The organism is Aestuariivivens marinum (assembly GCF_022662175.1).
GTDB lineage: Bacteria > Bacteroidota > Bacteroidia > Flavobacteriales > Flavobacteriaceae > Aestuariivivens > Aestuariivivens marinum.
Window position 1 is genome coordinate 666,142 of the sequence record NZ_JAKMCR010000001.1, and the last position, 18,773, is coordinate 684,914.

At 35.2% G+C, this 18,773-nt stretch carries 12 protein-coding genes; 9 read left to right on the plus strand and 3 right to left on the minus strand.

Annotation, left to right across the window (positions count from 1 at the left end):
* Positions 1-170: 170 nt before the first annotated feature.
* The 4 genes from MR053_RS02860 (at position 171) to MR053_RS02875 (ending at position 7,299) form a co-directional block, all read left to right on the plus strand.
* A complete protein-coding gene (locus MR053_RS02860) occupies positions 171-1,577 on the plus strand; it encodes a glycogen synthase (protein WP_242130958.1) in 1,407 nt (468 codons plus the stop codon).
* Positions 1,578-1,582: 5 nt separating this feature from the next.
* The gene (locus MR053_RS02865; RefSeq protein ID WP_242130959.1) at positions 1,583-2,848 is read left to right on the plus strand and encodes a glucose-1-phosphate adenylyltransferase; all 1,266 of its coding nucleotides are present in this window, start codon (positions 1,583-1,585) and stop codon (positions 2,846-2,848) included.
* A gap of 3 nt (positions 2,849-2,851) precedes the next feature.
* Entirely contained in the window at positions 2,852-4,762 is a 1,911-nt protein-coding gene (glgB, locus tag MR053_RS02870; protein WP_242130960.1) for a 1,4-alpha-glucan branching protein GlgB, read from the plus strand.
* A gap of 134 nt (positions 4,763-4,896) precedes the next feature.
* The gene (locus tag MR053_RS02875; RefSeq protein ID WP_242130961.1) at positions 4,897-7,299 is read left to right on the plus strand and encodes a glycoside hydrolase family 31 protein; all 2,403 of its coding nucleotides are present in this window, start codon (positions 4,897-4,899) and stop codon (positions 7,297-7,299) included.
* Positions 7,300-7,351: 52 nt separating this feature from the next.
* Here the strand turns inward: MR053_RS02875 and MR053_RS02880 are convergent, their stop codons facing one another.
* Together MR053_RS02880 and MR053_RS02885 are read right to left on the minus strand one after the other, a co-directional pair.
* Complete coding sequence (locus MR053_RS02880; RefSeq protein WP_242130962.1) at positions 7,352-8,143, minus strand: PhzF family phenazine biosynthesis protein; 792 nt, start codon at positions 8,141-8,143, stop codon at positions 7,352-7,354.
* Positions 8,143-9,990: a cation:proton antiporter gene (locus tag MR053_RS02885; RefSeq protein WP_242130963.1), complete on the minus strand. Its 1,848-nt coding sequence runs from the start codon at positions 9,988-9,990 to the stop codon at positions 8,143-8,145. Before MR053_RS02885 ends, MR053_RS02880 begins: the two co-directional genes overlap by 1 nt.
* 105 nt (positions 9,991-10,095) lie before the next feature.
* Between MR053_RS02885 and MR053_RS02890 the strand changes: the two genes are divergently transcribed.
* From MR053_RS02890 to MR053_RS02910, 5 genes are all read left to right on the plus strand, one after another.
* On the plus strand, positions 10,096-10,944 hold the full coding sequence (locus MR053_RS02890; RefSeq protein WP_242130964.1) for a universal stress protein: 849 nt from the start codon (positions 10,096-10,098) through the stop codon (positions 10,942-10,944).
* Positions 10,941-13,145: a SulP family inorganic anion transporter gene (locus tag MR053_RS02895; protein ID WP_242130965.1), complete on the plus strand. Its 2,205-nt coding sequence runs from the start codon at positions 10,941-10,943 to the stop codon at positions 13,143-13,145. The genes MR053_RS02890 and MR053_RS02895 overlap by 4 nt, the downstream gene beginning before the upstream one ends.
* Positions 13,146-13,218: 73 nt before the next feature.
* Positions 13,219-14,079 carry an MBL fold metallo-hydrolase gene (locus MR053_RS02900; RefSeq protein ID WP_242130966.1) on the plus strand — a complete coding sequence of 287 codons (861 nt, stop codon included), beginning with the start codon at positions 13,219-13,221 and terminating at the stop codon, positions 14,077-14,079.
* A 13-nt stretch (positions 14,080-14,092) separates the two neighbouring features.
* Positions 14,093-15,703 carry a S8 family peptidase gene (locus MR053_RS02905; protein WP_242130967.1) on the plus strand — a complete coding sequence of 537 codons (1,611 nt, stop codon included), beginning with the start codon at positions 14,093-14,095 and terminating at the stop codon, positions 15,701-15,703.
* Between the two features lie 10 nt (positions 15,704-15,713).
* On the plus strand, positions 15,714-17,543 hold the full coding sequence (locus MR053_RS02910) for a M1 family metallopeptidase (protein WP_394800313.1): 1,830 nt from the start codon (positions 15,714-15,716) through the stop codon (positions 17,541-17,543).
* 69 nt (positions 17,544-17,612) lie between these two features.
* Here MR053_RS02910 and MR053_RS02915 read toward each other — a convergent pair whose 3' ends face one another.
* The gene (locus MR053_RS02915) at positions 17,613-18,773 is read right to left on the minus strand and encodes a succinylglutamate desuccinylase/aspartoacylase domain-containing protein (protein ID WP_242130968.1); all 1,161 of its coding nucleotides are present in this window, start codon (positions 18,771-18,773) and stop codon (positions 17,613-17,615) included.

Sequence of the window (18,773 nt, forward strand, 5' to 3'; positions counted from 1 at the left end):
ATTTTGCTTATTGTATAATTGCGATTATTGTAAGTGTTTGATTAATAAAATCTTGTTTTTAAGGATATTATTAACCAATAGCGTAAAAAGGTTTATTTTCCTCAAAAATATAGTTGCAGCCAAAAAAGTATACAATAATTTTGTATGTTTAAAGACACATACAATTTTAAATGAATATAATTCACATAAGTGCTGAATGTTATCCTGTTGCCAAAGTTGGCGGTCTTGCCGATGTTGTTGGAGCTCTACCCAAATACCAAAATAATGCAAGCATATCATCCCAGGTTATCATGCCATATTACGATGTGAAGTTTACAAAAGAAAACCAATTTACATCCATCTTTGAGTCTGAATTAGATTTAGGTGGTGAGCAGTACAACTTCAACATTTTAAAGCTCAAAGAAAACAGTTTAGATTTTGATATCTTTTTTGTTAATGTTCCCAAATTGATCTTTAAGGATTATGTGTATTCTTTTGATGATACCAAACGTTTTTTGGCCTTTCAGATTGCCGCTTTAGATTGGATGCTTACATGGGAATCTTTACCCGATATTATCCACTGTCATGATCATCACACCGGGTTAACACCGTTTATGCTTCAAGAAAGCCATAAATATCAAGCTTTTAGAAAAATTCCTAATATACTAACAATACACAATGCCCAATACCAAGGTTGGTTTTCACATGATAACGTAAATTTAATACCGTCTTTTAATTTTAATAATGTGGGGTTGCTAGATTGGGGTGGTCAAATAAACCCTTTAGCGGCCGCTATTAAATGTGCATGGCGGGTCACTACGGTATCGCCAAGTTATATGGAAGAATTAAAAACCAACGCCAATGGCTTAGAGAGTTTACTCGCAGATGAAAGTGCTAAGTGTGTTGGTATTTTAAATGGAATTGACACTAAAGTTTGGAATCCCAAAACCGATAGTTATATTGTAAAAAACTATTCCGATAAAACCATAATTTCTGGAAAAAAAGCTAATAAAAAACACTTGTGTAATACCTTCAATTTAGATAGTAGTAAACCTTTATTCGCTTTTATTGGTCGCTTAGTTGGCGAAAAAGGTTCCGATTTGTTTCCTGAAACCTTTAAAATAGCTTTACAAAACCCTAATATTTCTATTTTGTTATTGGGTTCTGGGCATAAAGATACCGAAACCCAACTCGAAGCCTTAAAAGAAGAGTTTCAAGGCCGTTATAACGCTTACATTGGATACGATGAAAAATTGTCCCATATTATCTATGCTGGGGCCGATTTTCTGTTAATGCCTTCTCGGGTAGAACCTTGCGGATTAAACCAAATGTACTCACTTCGTTATGGCACTATCCCTATTGTACGCAGTATTGGTGGCTTAAAGGACACTGTTATAGACATTTCTAACCCAGACGGGTTTGGTATTTGCCACGACAATGTAACTATAGATGAAATAACCAATGCTATTGACCGAGGGGCAAAGCTTTATGAAAACCAAACCCACTTCAAAGCCATAAGAACAAAAATTATGAGGATAGACCACTCATGGGATGCTTCTGCAAAACAATATATCAATTTATATAAATCCATAAACTAATAGCCATGATAAATGATAAAGTATTATCCATAATTTTAGGGGGTGGCCAAGGTAGCAGATTGCACCCGTTAACCGAGCAGAGATCTAAACCAGCTGTTCCCATCGCTGGAAAATATAGGCTGGTAGATATTCCTATTTCTAACTGTATTAATGCAGATATTAAGCGCATTTATGTTCTAACGCAGTTTAATTCTGCTTCATTAAACCGTCATATAAAAAACACCTATCATTTTAGCTTCTTTAGTTCGGCATTTGTCGATGTATTGGCAGCCGAACAAACTCCTCAAAACAAGGGATGGTTTCAGGGTACTGCTGATGCTGTACGACAAAGTATGCAACACATTACAAGACATGATTTTGAATATGCTTTAATTCTTTCTGGTGATCAATTATATCAAATGGATTATGACGAAATGATTAAGGCTCACGAAGCCAGTGGTGCTGAAATATCAATCGCTACTATTCCGGTAAATGCTAAAGATGCTACAGGGTTTGGTATCTTAAAATCGGATGAAAATAATATTATTACCTCTTTTATTGAAAAACCAGATACCAGCTTGCTGCCCGATTGGACATCAGACGTTAGCGAGGAGATGAAAGCTCAAGGTAGAAACTACTTAGCTTCCATGGGTATATATATCTTTAATAGGGATTTACTAATCGAATTGATGAATGACGATTCAACAATAGATTTTGGTAAAGAGATTATTCCCCAAAACATTGAAAAACATAAAACCCTAAGCTATCAATATGAAGGCTATTGGACTGATATAGGTACTATTGAATCGTTTTTTGAAGCCAATATTGGGTTAACAGAAGATATTCCAAAATTCGATTTATACGATAAAACAAGACGTATTTATACAAGGGCTCGTATGCTGCCAACTTCTAAGGTATCTGGAACCATGCTGGAAAAAGCTGTTATTGCTGAAGGCTGTATCATTAATGCCGCAAAAATAGAGCAATCTGTTATAGGTATTCGTTCTAGGATTGGTGAAGAATCAACTATAATAAATACTTATATGATGGGATGCGATTATTATGAAAATATTTTGACCATTGATAGAAATGAAGTTGAAATTCTTACAGGAATAGGCAAGCGTTGTTTCATTAAAAATGCCATTATTGACAAAAACTGTCGTATTGGTGATGATGTGCGTATTAATGGCGGAAAACACTTGGAAGACACAGAAACCGACACCTATGCAGTAAGAGATGGCATTATCGTTATTAAAAAAGGTGCCGTTATCCCTAATGGAACCGTAATTTAATTTATGACAAACGTAATAGCACATAGCCTTTTTAGTGATTTTGATATAAACCTATTTAAAGCAGGTAAGCATTACCGTTTATATGAAAAATTTGGATCACACCCACTTACTGTTGATGGTATTCAAGGAACTTATTTTGCTGTATGGGCCCCAAGCGCCAAACAAGTGTCTGTGGTAGGAGACTTCAATTATTGGAACGGTAAGAACCATCAGCTTTATGTACGTTGGGATGCTTCGGGTATTTGGGAAGGTTTTATCCCTCATGTAGGCAAAGGTAATTTATATAAATACAAAATCCATTCGAATCACAATGGTGTTGTGACCGAAAAGGCTGATCCTTATGCTAGACGTAATGAACATCCTCCAAAAACAGCATCAATTATTTGGGACTATAACTATAAGTGGAAAGATGCCCAATGGATGAGAAAACGTAAAAAGCATAATGCTTTGGATGCACCTTATTCCGTTTATGAAGTGCATTTGGGATCATGGAAAAAACAGGTGGAAGAAGATCGGTATTTGTCATACTTCGAGTTGGCCGATGAGCTTGTAAACTATGTCAAGGACATGAATTTTACCCATGTGGAACTCATGCCTATTATGGAATTTCCATACGATCCTTCTTGGGGCTACCAAATAACTGGTTATTTTGCTCCCTCATCACGTTTTGGATATCCAGAAGAATTCAAATATCTAGTAGATAAACTACACCAAAACAATATAGGGATAATCTTAGACTGGGTACCATCACATTTTCCTGAAGACGCACATGGATTAGGGTTCTTTGATGGATCTCATTTATACGAACACCCAGACCCTAGAAAAGGGTATCACCAAGATTGGAAAAGTTTAATTTTTAATTATGGCCGTAACGAAGTTAAATCTTTTTTAATAAGTAATGCTATATTTTGGTTGGAGCAATTCCATGTTGATGGTTTACGGGTTGATGCTGTGGCTTCTATGCTATTTTTGGATTACTCTAGAGAAGATGGACAATGGGAACCAAATATATATGGCGGAAGGGAAAATCTGGAAGCCATAGCTTTCTTAAAGGAATTAAATGAAGAGGTCTATAAATCATTCCCCGATGCACAAACCATTGCTGAAGAATCGACAGCATTTCCAGGAGTTTCCAAACCCGTATTTTTAGGAGGCTTAGGGTTTGGCATGAAATGGATGATGGGTTGGATGCATGATACTTTAGAATATTTTAAAAAAGACCCTATTTATAGGCAGTATCATCAAAACGATATCACTTTTAGTTTGGCATATGCCTTTACTGAAAATTTTATGTTGCCACTATCACATGATGAAGTGGTATATGGTAAAAACTCTATTTTAGGCAGAATGCCCGGTGACGAGTGGCAACGGTTTGCCAACCTTCGCTTATTATATAGCTATATGTTTACCCATCCAGGGACAAACCTCATATTTATGGGCGGTGAGTTTGGGCAATACAACGAATGGGATTTTCAAAGTAGTTTGGATTGGAATTTATTGGACTTTGAACCTCATCAAAAATTTCAAAGCTTTTTTAAGGCGCTTAATACGTTTTATCGAGAAACCCCTGCCTTGTTTGAAAAACAATTTAGCCATGATGGTTTTGAATGGATTAGTTACGACGACCACCAAAACTGTGTCATGTCCTATATACGGAAGGGTAAAGACCCTAAACAAGATATTATAGTAGTGTGCAACCTAACCCCAACAGTAAGGGAAAATTATAAGATAGGGCTTCCAAATAGCGGAAAACTAAAAGAGGTTTTTAATATTGATAACGCTGAATTTGGCGGTAGCGGTATATCTAATAAACGTGCTTTAACCATTAAAAAAGAATCATGGAACGGAAAACCGTTTTCAGCTAAAATAAAACTGCCTCCACTTGCAATTACTATTTTTCAATTTCAAACTTAATCAATTGATACTTTTATAATTATATCACTAATTGTTTGGCCTTAACACAAATAATTAGTGATATTTTTACCAAATATAAAGGCTTAAAACCTAATATATTTGTTACTTTCGTGGATTAATTAATTCAATTAATTATGATATTAAATACAGAACTTGAACATAAAGGAAATCTATTTCCTTCCAAAATAATTTCATATAAAAAAGACCTTAACGTATTATCGTTTAAAACCGCAAACGGTGTTGTTTTGCAGGTAACAGTGCGTCGAGATAGTATTTTACGTTTTAGATACACAACTACTGGGATTTTTGAAAATGATTTCTCTTATGCCATCACCAAATATGCCAGTAGAGGTTATAACCATCTTGAAGTTTCTGAAGATGATGTCTTTTATATTATTACTACCTCAAAACTTATTTGCCATATTTCAAAAACAGATTTAAGAATCTCTATTTTTGATGCAAAAGACAATACGCTTGTTTGTGAAGATGAGCTGGGCTTCCATTGGGAGGAAAGTTATGAATTGGGTGGAGACGTTGTTAAAATGTCGAAAACGGCACAACCCGGGGAAAGTTATTACGGTTTGGGGGATAAACCTGTAGATAATAACCTAAAAGGTAAGCGTTTTGAAAATTGGGTAACCGATTCCTACGCTTATGGTAGGGACACCGATCCTATTTATAAAGCTATTCCGTTTTACACGGCACTACACAACAAAAAGGCCTATGGTATCTTTTTTGACAATACCTTTAAAACCTTTTTCGATTTTTGTCAAGAACGTAGAAATGTTACTAGCTTTTGGGCGCATGGTGGTGAAATGAACTACTACTTCATTTATGGTCCAGAAATGAGTGAAGTGGTTGCCAATTATACCGATTTAACAGGTAAGCCTCATGCTCTTCCTCCGCTTTGGGCTTTGGGTTATCACCAATGCAAGTGGAGCTATTATCCAGAATCTAATGTAAAAGATATTACTGCTAAGTTTAGGGAACTACAAATTCCTTGTGATGCTATATACTTAGATATTGACTACATGGAAGGGTTTCGATGTTTTACTTGGAGTGAAGAGTATTTTCCAAACCCTAAGCGTATGGTTAAAGAATTAGCCGATGACGGTTTTAAGACCATTGTTATAATAGATCCGGGTATAAAAATAGACATGGATTACAGTGTGTTTAAAGAAGGCCTGGAAAAAGATTATTTTTGTAAACGTGCCGATGGCCCATATATGAAAGGAAAAGTATGGCCCGGAGAGTGTTACTTCCCAGATTTTACAAGTGCAGAGGTAAGAGAATGGTGGTCTGGGTTATTTAAGGAGCTTATTGAAGATATAGGGGTTAAAGGTGTTTGGAACGATATGAACGAACCCGCTGTCATGGACATACCCGGAAAAACATTTCCTAACGATGTACGTCATGATTATGATGGTAACCCATGTAGCCATAGAAAGGCGCACAACGTTTACGGCATGCAAATGGCTAGGGCAACTTATCAAGGTTTAAAAAAATTTTCCTACCCAAAGCGTCCTTTTGTTATTACTAGAGCTGCTTATTCGGGCACACAACGATACACCTCAAGCTGGACAGGAGACAATGTGGCTTCTTGGGACCATCTTAATATAGCCAACCTACAAGCGCAACGTATGGCTATGTCTGGATTTTCCTTTGTGGGATCAGATATAGGTGGTTTTGCCGAACAGCCTAATGGCGAACTTTACGCTCGCTGGATCCAGTTGGGTATTTTCCATCCGTTCTGTAGAACACATTCTTCTGGCGACCATGGTGATCAAGAGCCTTGGGCTTTTGGTGATAACATTACCAAAGTGGTAAAGAAATTTATCGAATTAAGGTATCAATTATTACCCTATTTGTACACTGCCTTTTGGCGTTATGCCGAAGAAGGTGTTCCTATTTTAAAATCATTGGTTTTATACGATCAAGAAGATTCCCAAACCCATTACAGAAATGATGAATTTGTTTTTGGTGAAAAAATTCTGGTTTGTCCTGTTAATGCACCAAACCAAAAAGGGCGACGAATGTATATTCCTCGAGGTCTTTGGTATAATTACTGGACAGATGATGTTGTGATTGGCGGACAGGAGTTATGGGTAGATGCAGATTTAGATAGTATGCCCATTTTTGTAAAAGATGGCTCTATAATACCTAAATATCCCATTCAACAATTTGTTGGTGAAAAAACCATAGATGAACTATTGCTGGATGTTTATTATAAACTGGGAAAAGAAATCTCTGAGGTTTACGAAGATGCCACCGATGGTTATGATTATATAAAAGGGCGGTATAGTTTAAGAACCTTTAAATTACATGGCAAAAAGAAAGAATTAATCATACAACAGCATAAATCTGGTAAATATATTACTACTTACAAAACCTTTAAGCTCAGCCTTCATGGCTTACCGTTTAAAATATCGAAGGTGCAGATTGATAATGAGGAAATTGCCTTTAAGGACATCAAGCTAAATGGTGACAATACCTTAGTGCTTACCAAAGAGTTTACGGAGTTGCATATTATGGCTTAAATATAAAACCTATAAAGGCTCAATGTAAAAATTGAGCCTTTTGTTTCTAAGATTACTTAAAATAAATCTCTCCAATTAAATACAGCTTACATTGCCCACTAATCTCTACCCTATCGCCTAAATAACGGCATTGTAAATGTCCTCTTCTATTCGATAATTGCATTGCTGTTAATTCTGTTTTGCTTAACTGTTTAGACCAATAAGGTGTTAGTGTAGTATGTGCCGATCCCGTTACAGGGTCTTCATCGATGCCAGATTGAGGTGCAAAAAAACGTGATACAAAATCGGTTTCGTTACCTTTGGCTGTTACTATGATACCACGGGCTTTTAATTTTGAAATCTCGTAATACATAGGTTTTAGCGTTTTTATTTGCTCTTCATTTTTAAATACCAACAAGTAATCGGTTTTTCCCTTAAAAGCCATTTGAGGTTTAATATCAAAACAGTTATTAATCTCATTAGTCAAAGAAGTTTCTTCAATTTTATCTACGGGAAAGTTTAGAGTCAATAATTCTTCTTGTTTAGTTACTTTTAATGTTCCACTCCGCGGTGAATAAAATTGAATGGTGTCAGCCTCGTGGTTTTCATAATTGAACAATACAAATGCGGCGGCCAATGTAGCGTGTCCACATAGGTCGACTTCAACTGTTGGTGTAAACCATCTTATTTCAAAACGATTGTCTTGCTTAACATAAAAGGCAGTTTCTGCTAGGTTATTTTCCATAGCTATGCTTTGTAAAACAGCATCATCAAGCCATTGGTCTAACGGACAAACGGCTGCTGGATTTCCAGAAAAAACCTTATTGGTAAACGCATCAATATGATATATTTTTTGCGGTATCATTAAGTTAATTTTTGCACCTGTTCCATATCAAAAGGCTTTCCCAAATAAACCAGTTGAAATCCTTTTTTAATAGTCTCTATTTCTAAGTTGTATGAAGATATAATGTGTAATTCTCCTTCTAAATCTTTAATAAATAAAGGAATCATGTCTTTATCCTTGTTGGTAATTTCAATAAGCTTAATATAATGCTCTTTGTCTTGTAATTCAATTTCCTGTATGGAAGGATATTTACCTGTTAGTTCCATTAAAGCATTATAATCATCAGTATGTGAAAATAGACCTTCTCGTGGATTGTTGTGATCGTCTAGCATCTCTTGGATGGTTACCAGTCTAAAAGATCCATTTTCTCCAAATTGCTTTCCAAATTTGTTGATAGCATATTTATTAATATCAGAATTACCCGTTAAGGCCATTAAATAGCCCATATCATTTAATTCAATATTATCAAATATAGTGTCTGAAAAAATATTCGTGGTTATAGCTTCAAGATCCATTTCCTTAGCTTTTTCTACATTGCGATCGTTACTATCTATTAACACCACATGCCTGCCATTAGATACAAGGTAATGACCTATCAATCTTGAAGTTTTTGAAGCTCCAATTATTAATATCCCTTCCGATTTTTTTAAAAACACACCTATTAATTTAGCAAATAACCTTGCCGTAGTTGCATTCAATAAAACGGTCCCCAATACAATCATAAATACCAATGGGGTAATGTATTCTGCTCCAGTAACACCTTGCTTGATCAATTTACTTCCAAAGAGCGACGCGATTCCAGCAGCAACTATTCCTCTTGGCCCTACCCAACTTATAAAAAGCTTTTCGTTAAATTTAAGTTTCGAACCTGCTGTGCTTAAAAATACCGCAAGCGGCCTTACAAAAAGTATTACCGCCAAAAAAATTGCTGCTGTTTTCCAAGTGTATAACAGCATTAAATCTTCTATATTAATATTAGCTGCCAAAAGAATAAATAGAATAGAGATAAGTAAAACACTTAAGGACTCCTTAAAGTATAACAGCTCTTTAATGTTGTTAAGTTTACTATTGCCTAAAACCATTCCCATAACGACAACAGCTAATAATCCGGATTCGTGGGCAAAAATTTCGGACTCAACAAACACTAATAACACCGTGGAAAGGGAAACGACATTCAACAAATAATGTGGAATGAGTTTTTTATTGATAACAAATGCCAGAGCATGGGCAAATGTAAATCCAAAAGTAGTTCCAAAAAGAATGATTTTACCAAACTCTACCAATGCCGTTTTTGTAAAACCGCTATCTCCTTCAACACTAATAAACTCAAATACCAATACCGCAACTAACGCCCCAATAGGATCAATTAATATACCTTCCCATTTCAAAACGGCAGACACATCCTTTTTTAATGGAATATTTCTAAGAATAGGTGTTATAACTGTAGGGCCGGTAACAATTATAAGCCCTGAAAATAAAAAAGATATTTCCCAACTTAAATCAAAAATAAAGTAAGCCAAAATTCCAGCCCCAAAAAAGGTAACAGCAGAACCTAGGGTTATTAGCTTAGTAATGACTGGTCCTAGCGTTTTTATTTCAGACCGTTTTAAGGTCAGGCCTCCTTCAAAAAGAATAATACTTATGGCTAGTGAGACAAAATAGTATAAGCCATCACCTGGGAAAAGCCCTTGTCTTCCATTCCAAATAGGTTCAATCCATTTGCTGCCATCATCTGAAATGTATTCAGCTGCAACAGGTCCAACCAACAATCCAATTATAATCAACGGAAGAATGGCAGGAATCTTAAATTTCCAAGCAACCCATTGTGCTAATATGCCTAAAATTATAATTCCTGCTAGCTCTATCATATTGTTTTCTGTTTTATTAAAAGCACTAATTTAAACAAAACGGTTGATTTAGTTTTTTTAAAAAATAGTATCTTTCAGATTTCAGAATAAAAAGTATTTAGCATTTTGGTTTTAAAACCTTTTAAAAGTATTGGTATTGGGGTGGCATTTTCGCCCAATTTAAAGGCAAACCTATTTGAGGCAGCTAGACTGTCCGTTTTCTTTAAGTCTAAGTTATTCTTAATCCACGTTGGAGAGGCTTCCGATGATAAAATAAAAGCTTTTAAAGTCATTCTTAGCGCTTTTAAAAAAGACCATTTAGATTATGAGGTCGTTTTCAAACCTGGTAATCCCGTTGAGGTTATTTTATCTACTTGTGAAGAAAAAAAAATAAACCTACTCATTCTTGGAGCAGTACAAAGGGAACGATTTGTAAAATATTATGTAGGTTCCATTGCGCGAAAAATTACCAGACAAGCTAATTGTTCTGTGCTGCTGTTAATAAAGCCTTCAGTTAAAAGGGTTCCTTGCAAGCATATTGTTGTAAACGGTTTAAAAGACCCAAAGACTAAAAACACTATTACCTGTGCATTTTATGTAGCAAAAATGCTTGATGCTGAAAAAGTTACCATCGTAGAAGAAATTAAACAAGACGCTATAGCTGTTAAGGTTGATGATGACAAATCATTACGGCGAGCCAATATCATAAAAGAGCGTATTAAGCTTAGGGAAAACTCTAGGATAAAGGAAATTGTTGAGAGTATCCCGAAGCAATATACCGAAAACATGCTCATAAAATCCCAACCTATTTTTGGAAAACAAGGATACTCCATTGGTCATTATGCACAAGTGTCCCGAGCCGATTTATTAGTAATGAATGCTCCAAGTAAAATGACCTTTTGGGATCGCTTGTTTCCTCATGACATAGAACATATTTTAACTGAGTTGCCAACCGATGTACTAATTCTTCAATGAGTCCGAAAAAAAATAACATCAAAGCTTTTTTTAAGGCAATGCCAAAAAATATATTCTCTGGGTTTGTAGTAAGCCTCATAGCCTTACCTTTAGGACTCGGACTTGCCATGGCAAGTGATGCACCCCCAATAGCAGGAATAATTTCGGCAGTTATAGGTGGTGTTATTGTTTCTATTTTAGGAGGAAGTCATGTTACCATTGCCGGACCTGGAAATGGTTTGGTTGGTGTTATCTTAATTGCTATTACTGCTCTAGGTTTGGAATCAGCTTATATTGCCATTGTTTTTTCTGGAATTCTTTTAATCCTACTGGGCTTTTTTAGAATGGGTACATTGGCTGATTTTTTTCCTTCTTCAGCCATTCAAGGTATGTTAGCTGCAATAGGGCTTATTATATTGGGAAAACAGTTTCACATCATGCTAGCCCATAGAATTAAGCGTAATGATACTCTAGATTATCTCATAGAAATACCTTTTAGTGTTAATGATGCGTTGCACTATGAAAATAAAGGTCTCATTTTTGCCGCATTAGCAGGTGTTATTAGTTTATCCATTATGTTGTTTTATTCTAAACTTCGAAATAAGTATTTACAACTTATTCCTGCTCCTATGTGGATTGTCATTTTGTCTATTGGGTTTAGTTACTATTTCGAATTGGTGTTACATGAACAAAACCCCATTTCAAAAGAATATATGATAACTGGCATACCTACTATTCAACATATTATTTCAGACATACCCGTTCCAAATTTTAGTAAAGTATCTACGTTGTCTTTTTGGGGAAGTGTATTGGCATTAACACTTATTGCCAGTATAGAATCATTATTAAGTATAAAAGCAGTAGATAAATTAGATCCAGAAAAAAGGCGGTCTAATGTAAACAAGGATTTAAAAGCTTTAGGGTTGGCAACTGTTGGCAGTGGTTTTTTAGGTGGCCTCAATGTAGTAACGGTTATTGCACGAAGTTCGGTTAACGTTAATAACGGAGCCACTAATAGATCTGCCAATTTTTTCCATGCGCTGTTTCTTGTTCTTTTTATCGTGTTATTTAGCACCCAACTAACTAGAATACCTTTACCCGCTTTGATGGCTATCTTGGTTTATACAGGGTATAAATTGGCATCACCTAATGTTATCACCAAAATTTTCTCAATTGGCAAAGAGCAACTTGTGATTTTCTTTATAACCCTAATCGTTACCTTAAAAGTAGGCCTTATTACAGGTATTGTCGCCGGAGTTATAGCTACATTTATTATTCATATTATTATTAGTAAAAGTTTTGGGCTGTTCATAAGAAACGTGTTGAAGCCTAATGTTCTCATGTACAAAGAAGAAAACACCAACAACTATTATGTTAGTGTAAAACACTTTTGTAGTTTTTTAAATTACTTTCGCCTTAAACATCGCCTTGATGTAATACCTGAAAATCAAGATGTTATTGTCGATTTTTCGCTTTGTGAGTTTGTAGACCATACCGTAATGGAAAACATGTATAGCTATCAGGAACTATTTAACAAAAGAGATGGGCATTTTGATGTAATTGGTTTGGATATGCATGATACCAAATCTAAACATCCTTTTGCCCTAAGACGCTTATTACCTGTGCCCAACCTTATTAAAAATAGTTTAACGCGTAGGCAAACCATTATGGAAACGCTTTCTAAAGATTATGACCTAGTCTATAATGTGAAAAAACAAAAACAGGTCAATTTTTTAAATAATTTTTTATTTTTTAACACCAAAAGCATTAGCCATATTTATAACGAAATATCCTATCGAGATAAAACCATATGCTTGTTCGACATTGAATTTTCAGAAGGTGAATTTATAGCAAAAGAAGTGATACATGCCACCATGCTACATATCAACTTAAAAAACAATATTCCTGAATTTACTCTGGACAGAGAAGGCTTTTTAGAAAAAATGTATGCTTTTGCTGGGTTTAAGGATATTCCATTTGAAGACCATGCCGACTTCTCAAAACGTTTTTATCTTTTAGGTGACAACGAAGAAGCTATTCGTGATTTTTTTAGTAATGACCTTATTCATTTCTTTGAAAGCAATCCATATTACCATGTAGAGTCTAACGGAAAGGCTATATTAATATTTGCTAAGGAACGTTTGGCAAGCATTAAGGAAATAAAAGCTTTATTAGATTTTGGTAAACGCTTAAAAGATGTGATATTATTGATAAAGGCCTAATTTCAAAATCTTTTCTTAATATATTCTTAACATTTTTAGTCCTTTAATAGATATTTGTTAATTTGCGCTCCTTATGAACTTATACCCTATTGAGTCGGGCAATTTTAAATTGGATGGAGGTGCAATGTTTGGTGTTGTGCCTAAAGTCTTATGGGAAAAAACCAATCCTGCCGATGCCAATAATATGATCGATCTTGCAGCACGCTGTCTCTTGATTGAAGACGGCAAACGTCTTATTTTAATCGATACTGGTATGGGTAATAAGCAGTCTTATAAATTCTTTGGCTATTACCATTTATGGGGCAATCATTCCATTGAAAAATCACTGGCATCATACGGGTTTCATAAAAATGATGTGACCGACGTTTTTATGACCCATCTACATTTCGACCACTGTGGAGGAAGTATTCAATGGAACAAAGACAAAACGGGTTACGAACCCGCCTTTAAAAATGCTACGTTCTGGACTAATAAAAACCATTGGCAATGGGCAACACAACCCAATAGAAGGGAAAAAGCATCTTTCTTGAAGGAAAATTTATTACCTATGGAAGATAGTGGCCAGCTTGATTTTGTACAGTTAAACAATACTGATTTTATTAAAAGCTCAGAATTGGGTTTTGATATTTTTTTAGCTGATGGCCATACCGAAAAGCAAATGATTCCGTTAATACATTACAAAGACAAGACCATTGCTTTTATGGCTGACCTATTGCCAACTGCGGGACATTTACCTATACCATACGTTATGGGTTACGACACCAGGCCTTTGTTAACGTTAAACGAAAAAGAAAAATTTCTTAATCTTGCAGCTAACAAAAACTATTATTTGTTTATGGAGCACGATGCCCATAACGAAATCATTACCGTACAACACACAGATAAAGGTGTACGCTTAAAAAATACATTTAAAACAACAGAAATATTTAATTAAATAATTACACATAATGAAAACAATACAAACCTTATTAACCATCACTGGAATATCTCTTTTACTTTCCGGCTGTGGAAGCACAACGCTAGTAGTATCAACTCCAATTGAAAATATTGATTCTTCGCCATTAAAAGTTTCAGAATTAACAGAAGCTGAAAAACATAACTGGGGCCATCTAGATTTGGCAAAAGACACTATACCCGGAATGAGTGTTGATAAAGCTTATTCAGAAATTATTAAAAACAAAAAGGGGAAATCGGTTATTGTTGCAGTTATTGATTCGGGTATCGATATCAATCACGAAGATTTAAACGATGTGTTATGGACCAATGAAGATGAAATTCCAAACAATGGTAAAGATGATGACAACAATGGTTATATTGATGATATCCATGGCTGGAACTTTTTAGGAGACGGCTATGATGAACAATTGGAAATGGTTCGTATAATTGCAAGTGGAGACACTAGTAATCCTGAATATGCTGATGCTGTTGCCGAATATGAAAAAGAATTTGAAAAATGGTCATCCAGAAAGGCACAGTATGACCAAATATCCCAACAAATAAAATTAGCTGACGAAACTCTTGTTAAGCATTTTGGTAAAAAGGATTACACAAAAAAAGAAGTTGATGCAATAAATACCGAAGATGAAGACTTAAAGAGAGCTGCACAAATAGCATCATACATGTTTAGCAATGGTTTGGATTCTCTTGGAGAGGCTCTTGAAGAAATAGCAAGTGATCTAGAAGGTATTACTGATAGGTTAAACTACAACCTTAACAAAGATTTCAAAGGGCGTAAAACTGGCGATAACCCAGATGATTTATCTGATGTTGGTTACGGTAATGGCAATGTTTTACATGTAAAGAAAAGTGAAAGTCATGGTACACACGTTGCTGGTATTATTGCTGCAGAGCGTAATAATGGTTTAGGGGCCAATGGTGTTGCTAATAATGTTGAGATTATGAGCATAAGAGCTGTGCCTAATGGTGACGAATACGATAAAGATGTGGCATTGGCTATTCGTTACGCTGTAGACAACGGTGCAAAAATTATTAACGGTAGCTTTGGTAAGAGTTTTTCACCTCACAGTGATTGGGTACGTGAAGCTATTGCCTATGCCTCTAAAAATGATGTGGTATTTGTACATGCTGCCGGAAACGACAGTAATGATGTTGATACTGCAAAAAACTACCCAGATGACAACCTAAATAACGGTCCAGAAGTATCGAATTCTTATATTAGGGTTGGAGCATTAGCACCAAAATATGGTTCTAACCTAGTTGCTAGCTTTTCAAATTATGGCAAACAAAACGTAGATGTTTTTGCTCCTGGAGCTAGTGTATATTCTACTACCCCAGAAAACGAATACGGTTCTAAAGGTGGTACGTCTATGGCGGCACCTGCTGTAGCTGGTGTAGCCGCATTAATTCGTTCATACTACCCAAAATTAAGTGCTGCTCAGGTAAAGAAAATCATCATGGATTCTGGTTTGGCACTTAAGACTAAAGTAGTTGTAGGTGGAGACACCAACGATATAAGACCATTTTCAGAATTGTGTAAATCTGGTAGAATAGTTAACGCATACAATGCTTTAATTATGGCCTCCAAACTTGATAAATAACAAATAGTCTATGAAATATAGTCTGTTCTTATTTTTAGGTTTTGTTTTATCTGGAATATCTTGTAAATCGCAAAATGGAATTGCAAACGTAAAGACAATATCGACTATAAAACCAGCGTATTGGCAACAGCATGTTGATTATAAAATGGAAATCGACATGGATGTTAAAAACTATCAATACAAAGGGAAACAACAATTGGTCTATACAAATAATTCACCCGATATCTTGTATAAGGTGTATTATCACCTTTATTTTAATGCTTTTCAACCTGGCAGTGAGATGGATGTACATTCGCGAACCGTTCCAGATCCAGATTCGAGAATTGGAGATAGAATTAGTGTTTTAAAGTCCGAAGAAATAGGCTATATAAATGTAAAGTCCTTAAAACAAAATGGAACAGATTTAAAATATGAAACCGTAGGCACGATATTGGAAGTTGAATTGGCCAATCCTATTCAATCTGGTGAAAGTGCAACTTTTAATATGCTTTTCGATGCCCAAGTTCCTGTACAAATTCGTCGTTCGGGAAGAAACAACAATGAAGGTGTTGCATTATCCATGGCACAATGGTATCCGAAATTAGCTGAATACGATTTTGAAGGCTGGCATGCCGATCCATACATTGAACGTGAATTTCATGGTGTTTGGGGTAATTTTGATGTTAAGCTAACTATCGACAAAGATTTTGTTGTTGGTGCTACTGGATACCTACAAAATCCAAATGAAATAGGTCATGGATATGAAAACGGTCAAGTAAATCGTCCAAAAGGAAATACATTAACTTGGCATTTTGTGGCACCTAACGTACACGATTTTACATGGGCAGCAGATCCAAATTATATTCATGATACCATTAAGGTCCCTAATGGTCCATCGATGCACTTTTTTTATAAAAGTACCATGCCTAAAGAAAATTTAGAAAATTGGAAAAATTTGCAGCCCAAGGCAGTTGAACTTATGCAATTCTATAGCAATAATATTGGTAAATATCCTTACGATCAATATTCTGTAATACAAGGAGGCGATGGAGGTATGGAATATGCCATGTGTACTTTGATTCTAGGTGAAGGTAAGTTTGATGGTTTGTTTGGAGTTACCGCTCATGAAATGGCTCATACATGGTTTCAGTTTTTATTGGCTACAAATGAGCTGAAGCACTATTGGATGGATGAAGGCTTTACTGAGTATTTTGGGGAACTTGCAGGAAGCCACATTCTTAATTACAGCTTTAAAGACAAAACAAAAAGTGTTTATGATGTGTATCGCTATTTAGCGAAATCTGGGCAAGAACAACCCCAAACCACACATGCCGACAGATTTAATTTTAGGCAGGCCTATTCCATTTCGGCATATTATAAAGGCTATGTGTTTTTGGCCCAATTGGCTTATGTTATTGGCAAGGAAAACCAAGAAAAAACCATAAAAAAATATTTTGAAGATTTTGCTTTTACACACCCTGTCCCTAACGATATTATTCGCACTGCTGAAAAAGTGTCTGGTTTGGAGCTCGATTGGTATTTAATGGATTTTGCTCAAACCACAAATACTATCGATTATGGTGTGAAAGCAATTGAAGGCAGTACTGTCACTTTAGAACGTATCGGTTTAATGCCCATGCCTATAGATGTAACCGTTACATATACCGACGGCAGCACCGAAGACTTTTATATTCCTTTGCAAATGATGCGTGGTGAAAAACCAACCTCTGCTCACATAATTAAAGATTGGGCATGGGCCTACCCTACTTACTCTTTCAAGACTAATAAGCCTGTACAATCTGTTATAATAGACCCAGGTGGTTTAATGGCAGATATAAATTTGGTTAATAATAAAATGTAATTCTTTTCAAAAGTTTAGCATAAAACCACCTTCTAATAAGGTGGTTTTTTAACATAATGAACATAAATATTATCTATACCAATGTTCTTCTTTATACATTTCGGTCTTAGCCACTCGCTCACGGTTGTACAACAATAAATGAGTTGCATCTGTTTGTTTGCTCCGATAGCCTAAAAGATGAAAAAAAGGCTTTGCAAAAAACTTGGCTACATTTAAATTGACCTTTAAAACTCCTTGCTCCTTATTATGCCAAAATATACCTGGTAGGATACTCAATAAATTATCTGCTTTTAATAGCCTTAACCAAACTGATAGCTTTAAAAACATAGTGTTTATACTTTTAATAACAAAAAAGCCCTCTGATCCCTTTTTTTGATATAAAGGCATAAAAATTTTAGCATTGTATTGTGATGTTATAATGCTGTGTTCATGAATGGCTAGTTTTTCTCCTTTTTGAATGGTTTGAAAACTATCCAATCCATTGCACATTTTAAATTGATCGTTTTGTGAAATACGGTATAAATCAATAATTTCAAAAAAGTGCGTATTGTATTTGCTTGTGTTTTTAAGCTGAAGGTAATAGGCTTTAAACTTATCGGTATCAAATTCTTTTATTGTTCCAGTATAGACTAACGCTAAATTGATAAAAGCGACATGATTTCTAAAGGCTTGAATGTCGTCATGTTGACCAGATTCAAAGCCAATAGAAACATACCCCAGCTGATTAATGTAACTTAACAATGCTCCATCTAAATATTCCTCAATACCCAAAACTATGGGTACAGGAAATTGCTTGGAAAACCTTCTGTTTATCAAGGCGTCGTTAATAGTTATAAAAGGTAGAGACTTGCTTGAAGTGGTATGCAAATCAATAAAGTAAAATGGTGGTGTATTAGTTTCTAAAATATGGGTTAAAATTTGCAATAGAGTTAACAACTCTTCTTCCTCTGAGTTTAACTTTTTTTTGTTTTTAATAGCCGTGATGCTATTGTTTGTCCATAATCTGTTTAAATCTTCATCAAGATATCTTTGGTTTTCGTCAAGGGCTTTTAAATTGCCTGCTATGGCATAAATATTACCCAATATATTATCTTGTTTAAGCGGTTTTAACGCCTCTTTTAAAGCATTTATTCCCGCTTTCTCATTGCCGTGTATACCACCGAAAAAGACCAAGGTAGGGCTGTTTTTTAAGCCCGTAATTTGTTTAATAATTCTATTAAAATGAGCCAT